This is a genomic window from Thioclava sp. UBA3469 (assembly GCF_002378135.1).
Taxonomy (GTDB): domain Bacteria; phylum Pseudomonadota; class Alphaproteobacteria; order Rhodobacterales; family Rhodobacteraceae; genus Thioclava; species Thioclava sediminum.
This window is the reverse complement of record NZ_DFRG01000041.1, coordinates 1-5,097: the sequence shown is the minus strand read 5'-3', so window position 1 is coordinate 5,097 and position 5,097 is coordinate 1. Positions and strand designations below refer to the sequence as shown.

Annotated in this window: 7 protein-coding genes; 3 read left to right on the top strand and 4 right to left on the bottom strand. The window is 66.0% G+C overall.

All coding sequences use genetic code 11. The features are described from left to right. On the top strand, positions 1-675 hold a 675-nt coding region (gene minD, locus B3D39_RS03150), incomplete at its 5' end, for a septum site-determining protein MinD (protein WP_286789368.1). Continuing rightward, positions 672-992 carry a cell division topological specificity factor MinE gene (minE, locus tag B3D39_RS03145; protein WP_198453191.1) on the top strand — a complete coding sequence of 107 codons (321 nt, stop codon included), beginning with the start codon at positions 672-674 and terminating at the stop codon, positions 990-992. The genes minD and minE, both read left to right, overlap by 4 nt. 6 nt (positions 993-998) lie before the next feature. Here the strand turns inward: minE and B3D39_RS03140 are convergent, their stop codons facing one another. The 4 genes from B3D39_RS03140 to B3D39_RS03125 all read right to left on the bottom strand — a co-directional run bounded on the left by B3D39_RS03140 (position 999) and on the right by B3D39_RS03125 (position 4,280). Then, complete coding sequence (locus tag B3D39_RS03140; RefSeq protein WP_274962199.1) at positions 999-1,910, bottom strand: DMT family transporter; 912 nt, start codon at positions 1,908-1,910, stop codon at positions 999-1,001. Positions 1,911-2,044: 134 nt separating this feature from the next. Continuing rightward, positions 2,045-2,209: a hypothetical protein gene (locus B3D39_RS03135; RefSeq protein ID WP_274962200.1), complete on the bottom strand. Its 165-nt coding sequence runs from the start codon at positions 2,207-2,209 to the stop codon at positions 2,045-2,047. Then, positions 2,206-3,324, bottom strand: a complete 1,119-nt coding sequence (locus tag B3D39_RS03130) for a YeeE/YedE thiosulfate transporter family protein (RefSeq protein ID WP_414717961.1) — start codon at positions 3,322-3,324, stop codon at positions 2,206-2,208. Before B3D39_RS03130 ends, B3D39_RS03135 begins: the two co-directional genes overlap by 4 nt. 14 nt (positions 3,325-3,338) lie before the next feature. After that, on the bottom strand, positions 3,339-4,280 hold the full coding sequence (locus B3D39_RS03125; RefSeq protein WP_274962202.1) for a sulfurtransferase: 942 nt from the start codon (positions 4,278-4,280) through the stop codon (positions 3,339-3,341). A gap of 306 nt (positions 4,281-4,586) precedes the next feature. Here B3D39_RS03125 and B3D39_RS03120 point away from each other — a divergent pair. Further along, on the top strand, positions 4,587-5,097 hold a 511-nt coding region (locus B3D39_RS03120), incomplete at its 3' end, for an FGGY family carbohydrate kinase (protein ID WP_286789367.1).

Here is a 5,097-nt window from a genome sequence, read left to right as displayed (position 1 = left end):
ATGATCATGGGTTGCGAGCGCCGCGTGGTGTTCGACTTCATCAACGTCATTCAGGGCGATGCGCGGCTCAAGCAGGCGCTGATCAAGGACAAGCGGGTCGAGACGCTCTCGATCCTGCCGACCTCGCAGACGCGCGACAAGGATGCGCTGACGCAAGAGGGCGTCGAGAAGGTGCTCGACGAGCTGCGTCAGGAATTCGATTACATCATCTGCGACAGCCCCGCCGGGATCGAGCGTGGTGCGCAGCTGGCGATGTTCTTCGCCGATGAGGCGGTCGTCGTGACCAACCCCGAAGTCTCCTCTGTGCGCGACAGCGACCGGGTGCTGGGCCTTCTGTCGTCCAAGACCCGCCGGGCCGAAAGCGATGGCGAGCCGGTCAAGGCGCAGGTGCTCCTGACCCGTCACGACCAGTCGCGCATCGACAAGGGCGAGATGATGACGGTCGAGGACGTGCTGGAGCTTCTGGCGGTCCCGCTGATCGGTATCGTGCCCGAAAGCACCGCCGTTCTGCGCGCGTCGAACACCGGTATGCCGGTCGTGCTCGACGAGCCGTCCAGCGCCTCGGCCGCCTATGACGACGCGGTCTCGCGCCTGCTGGGCGAGGACATTCCGATGCGCATTCCGGGCGAGAAGCGTCCCGGCTTCATCGGTCGTCTCTTCGGGCGGTCCGCATGAGCCTGTTCGGTTTCTCGCTCAAACCCCGCCGCGCGAAATCGGCGCAAACGGCCAAGGACCGTCTGCAGATCCTGCTCGCGCATGAACGCGGAAGCGGGTCGGCGCAGGCCGACTACCTTCCCGATCTGCAACGCGACATCCTCGCGGTGATCCGCAAATACATGCAGATCGAAGAGGATGGCGTCGATATCCGGATGGAGCGCAACGACGATATCTCGAGCCTCGAGATCAATATCGAGATGCCCTCGGATTCGGAGAAAGCCGCCAAATCCGCGAAGTCCGCGAAACCGGCCGCCAAGTCGGCGGCCCGGAAGTAAGCGTTTCTAGAGATGCTCCGGCGCGGCGGATTGGCTGCGCCGGAGAACGCTCTGCCGATGGCCGGCGTGCCAGAGATAGAGCGCCAGGCTCCCGATCACGATCGCCCCGCCGATCAGCATCGCGCGGCTCGGGGCCTCACCCGTTCCCCACCAGACCCAGATCGGCCCGAGGATCGTCTCGAGCAGCATCAGCAGGCTGACATTCGAGGCCGAGGTGTAGCGCGAGGCAAACGATAGCGACATGAACGAAATCGGCAGCACCACACCGCCCGCCAGCGCGATTGCCCAGATTTGACCGCCCGACACGGCCGCGCCTCCTGTCCAGAGCAGTGCTGCAAGTCCGGCCAGCCCGGCCCCGGAGCCGACGGCCAGCAGGATAGGCAGATGCGGATTGCGCCGGATCGTGACGAAGGTCGTCGACAGGCTCAACGCGACCCCAAGCCCCGCAAGCGCGCCGTAGACCGGATTGCCGCCCACGCTCGCCGGGGCAGGACCGAAGACGGCCAGCCCGATCCCGCTGAGAACGGCGGCGATGGCGAGCCATGTCGACCAGTGGGTGTTCTCACGCAGGAGCAGCCGGGACAGCAGCGCCGCGAAGACCGGCACGGTCGAGACGCTGAACAGCACGACCGACACCGGGGCGGCGGCGATCCCCACAGCAAACAGCGTCATGTTCGAGAAATGGCAGGCGACCAGCACCAACCCCGCGCCGCTGGCGAGCGCCTGCAGGTCGCGCTTCAGGTGGCGTCTGCGCAGGGTGATGGAGGTCAGCCACATCGCGCCGCCCATCAGCAATCCGCGCCACATCACCATCTGCGCGCCGCTCATCTCGGACCAGCGCATCAGCAGCGTGTCGGGCGAGATTGCCAGCGCGCCGAACAGCGCGAGCAAAATCCCGAACATCGGATGTCTGGTCATGATGGGGCTCCCTTCGCGCGGACCGCGCGTCTGGCGATCTCTAGCGGTCCGCGCGCGAGGTTCCAAGGCCGGGCAAGAGAACACCGGCCCGAGGGAAGCGGGCCGGTGTCCCAGATCGCAAGGATTTTGGGAGATCAGTTCGGCAAGGCTCCGCAGAACCCGCCGCTTGCGACCTGACCGGATCCGAAGGCAAAAGCCGGTGGGGCTTGGTAGGGATTGAGCGGCGCGCCCAATAGATCCGCGCCGATCAGGAGAAGCAGGCCCGCGAGGGCGGTGAAGGCAGTCGCTTTCCGGGTCATGCGCGTGCCTCCAGTCCAAGGCGGGGGCGCAGCCAGATGCCCAGATAGGCGCCCGCGAAGGCTGCAGCGAACCAGACCCAGCCATGCAGGCTGCCGGTCGAGATGCCCGAGAAGAACGCACCCACGTTGCAGCCGAAAGCCAGTCGCGACGAATAGCCCAGCAGGAAGCCTGCGATGATCGTCGCGGCCCAGGCGCGGGCCGGATAGCTCGGCAATTTCTGCGACAGCCCGCCCTGACGCCATGCAGCCACGCCGAACGCGCCCGCGATCAGGCCGATATCGGTGAGCGAGGTGTAGTCGGTCAGCAGGCTCTCCTGCACGCGGGTGATCGAGCCTGGGGCCGCGTAGAAGGCCGATTGCGTCAGGTCGACGCCCATTCCGTTCACGCCCTTGGCGACCCAGAGACCCAGCCCGTAGACCACGCCCCACGGTTGCCCCGCGACCAGGAGGTTCGCGATGGCAAGCGCTGCGAGGACGAGGGCCGCAATGACATAGCGCCGCGGCAGGCTCCGCGATCCGCGCTTGCCGAGGAAGAAGACCGTGGCCGCGACCAGCCCGAGAAGAACCAGCGTCACAGCAAGTCCGCTCGTGCCGCGCAGGGTCAGGATCGGCAGCGCGCCGAGATTGGTCCACCAGATCAGCCCATAGGCGCCGAAGAAGCTGCCGATGGCGAAGAACGGAAGCGCGAGCAGTCCGATCGGGTTGCCCGAGCCTGCGTTCACAAGCGTGCCCGAGCCGCAGCCCATCACGACCTGCATCGCCGCGCCGAAGACAAACGCGCCGCCGACCATCGCGAAGCCGATCGGGGCCTGCGCGCCGGTTAGCTCGCCCGGATGGCTCGAGATCGCCGGGATCGCGACGATGGACACCAGCGCGATGGCCAGAAGTTGCGCGAGGATGCCCGCCGGTTCGCGCCGCACGATCATCGCGCGCCAAGGGCCCGCAAAGCCGAAGCGCAGCCCTTCCAGCGCGATGCCGAAGCCCAGCCCGATCGCCAGCATGAAGCCGTAGCGCGCGCCGCCGAACAGTGCGAGCGCACCGATCGCCACGAGCGCGGCGACGATCAAAGCACTGCGCCGGGCGATACCGCCCGACGCTGCGTCTCTGTCAAGAATGGCCGTGGACATTCTTAGCCTCCGGTGAGCTGGTTCAGAAGGTTCTGCAACAGGCCGGGCGTGTTCGCCATCTCACCGTCGGTCTGGGAGTATTCCACCATCGAACCGGGGTAGAGCTTCACGTTCTCGATGCCTGCGAGCTCGGACATGGCGAACCAGTCGGTCGCCGCCCAGTGCCCGGTATTGCAGAAGGACACGACTTCTTCGCCGTCCTTGATGCCCAGCTGCTCTTTCAGAGCGGCCGCATCGGTTTTCGCGTCGATGACCGTCGCGCCCGAGCGGAAGAACTTGGTGTAGGGCAGGTTCTCTGCGCCGGGCAGGGTGCCGGGACGCGAAGCGGCGGAGTGCGCTTTCTTGCCCTCGAAGAAGGCGGGCGGACGCGCATCGACGAGCACAGCCTTGCCCTTGCCGTTGACGACATCGCTCACGGCGGGCGTTTCCGCCGTCCAGCGGTCATTCCACGTCAGATCGAGATCGGTGGGCATCAGGTTCTCGGTCACGTCCGACATCGGCAGGCCCGCATTGGCCCAGGCGGTCGTGCCACCGTTCAGGATCGACAGATCGGTGAAACCGGTGCTTTTCAGCGTCCAGTAGACGCGCGCGGCGGCGCCGAAGTCGGTATCCGTATCGCCCTGCGCGATGATCACGATGGGGCGGTCGGGCTCGAGCCCGATCTGCTCGAAGGACGCCTGCAGCTTCGCGATCGGCGGCACCTGACCGGGATTGTTATCCGGGCCGCGGAACAGCGAATAGGGCGCATAGACGGCACCGTCGATATGGCCTTTTTCATAGCTGCCGGTGCGGATGTCGAGCAGCACCGGATCGAGCGTGTCGATCTCGGCGTTCAGCTCGCTCGGGGTGACGAGCGGGCCGAGATCGCTGGCCATCGCGGCGCTGGCGGCGAAAAGAGCAGCGCCGGTTGCGACGGCTGCGGAAATACGTGCGAGACGGGTCATGGAAAACCTCGCTGGTTAGGGATTTTGTCCCAAATTGTTCAGGATTTTCGTGATGGCAAGCTTATGCGGGTCGCTGTTCCTATTACGCGGAAGGAAAATGTTCCAATTTTGGTTTGGTTCGCGAGATTTGCGTCCCGTTCCGTAGGGCAGGCTGGACGCGCGGTCTGTCGCGGTGCTGAAGGGCGCGACCGCGTTTTTATTCGCAGCGGAACGTCTTTCGGCCCGGGTAGCCGGGATTTCGGCGGCGCGGCTGCTCTGCGTTGCGAGAATCGCCTGCCGCGCCCCCGGGTTGGCAGTCCCCGCCCGATGTCGTTAAGGATTGGGCAAGATGCGCGTCTGGGGAGGATCAACGTGAGCAAGTTATTCGTCGGTGTCGATGTCGGAACCGGTTCGGCGCGCGCCGGGATTTTCGATCGGGAGGGCACGCTTCTCGGCGTCGGCAAGCACCCGTTGGAGATGTGGCAGGACGATCATGGCCATGTCGAGCAATCGAGCGCCCAGATCTGGCAGGCGGTTTGCGATGCGGTGAAAGGGGCCCTCGCCGCGTCGGGAGCCGACCCGCGCGATGTCGCGGGGATCGGGTTCGACGCGACCTGTTCGCTCGCCGTGATGGGCCCGGAGGGCGGGCTGCCCGTGGGCGATCCTGATGCGCCCGAGCGCGACATCATCGTCTGGATGGATCACCGCGCCGGCGATCAGGCGGCGCGGATCAATGCGGGCGATCACGACGTGCTGCGCTATGTGGGCGGCCGGATTTCGCCGGAGATGCAGACGCCGAAACTGATGTGGCTGCGCGAGGAGCGCCCCGAGATCTACG

Bases quoted from the DNA above. Each gene is read 5' to 3' on its own strand.
- minE (WP_198453191.1), top strand. From the start codon at position 672: ATGAGCCTGTTCGGTTTCTCGCTCAAACCCCGCCGCGCGAAATCGGCG.
- B3D39_RS03140 (WP_274962199.1), bottom strand. From the start codon at position 1,910: ATGACCAGACATCCGATGTTCGGGATTTTGCTCGCGCTGTTCGGCGCG.
- B3D39_RS03135 (WP_274962200.1), bottom strand. From the start codon at position 2,209: ATGACCCGGAAAGCGACTGCCTTCACCGCCCTCGCGGGCCTGCTTCTC.
- B3D39_RS03125 (WP_274962202.1), bottom strand. From the start codon at position 4,280: ATGACCCGTCTCGCACGTATTTCCGCAGCCGTCGCAACCGGCGCTGCT.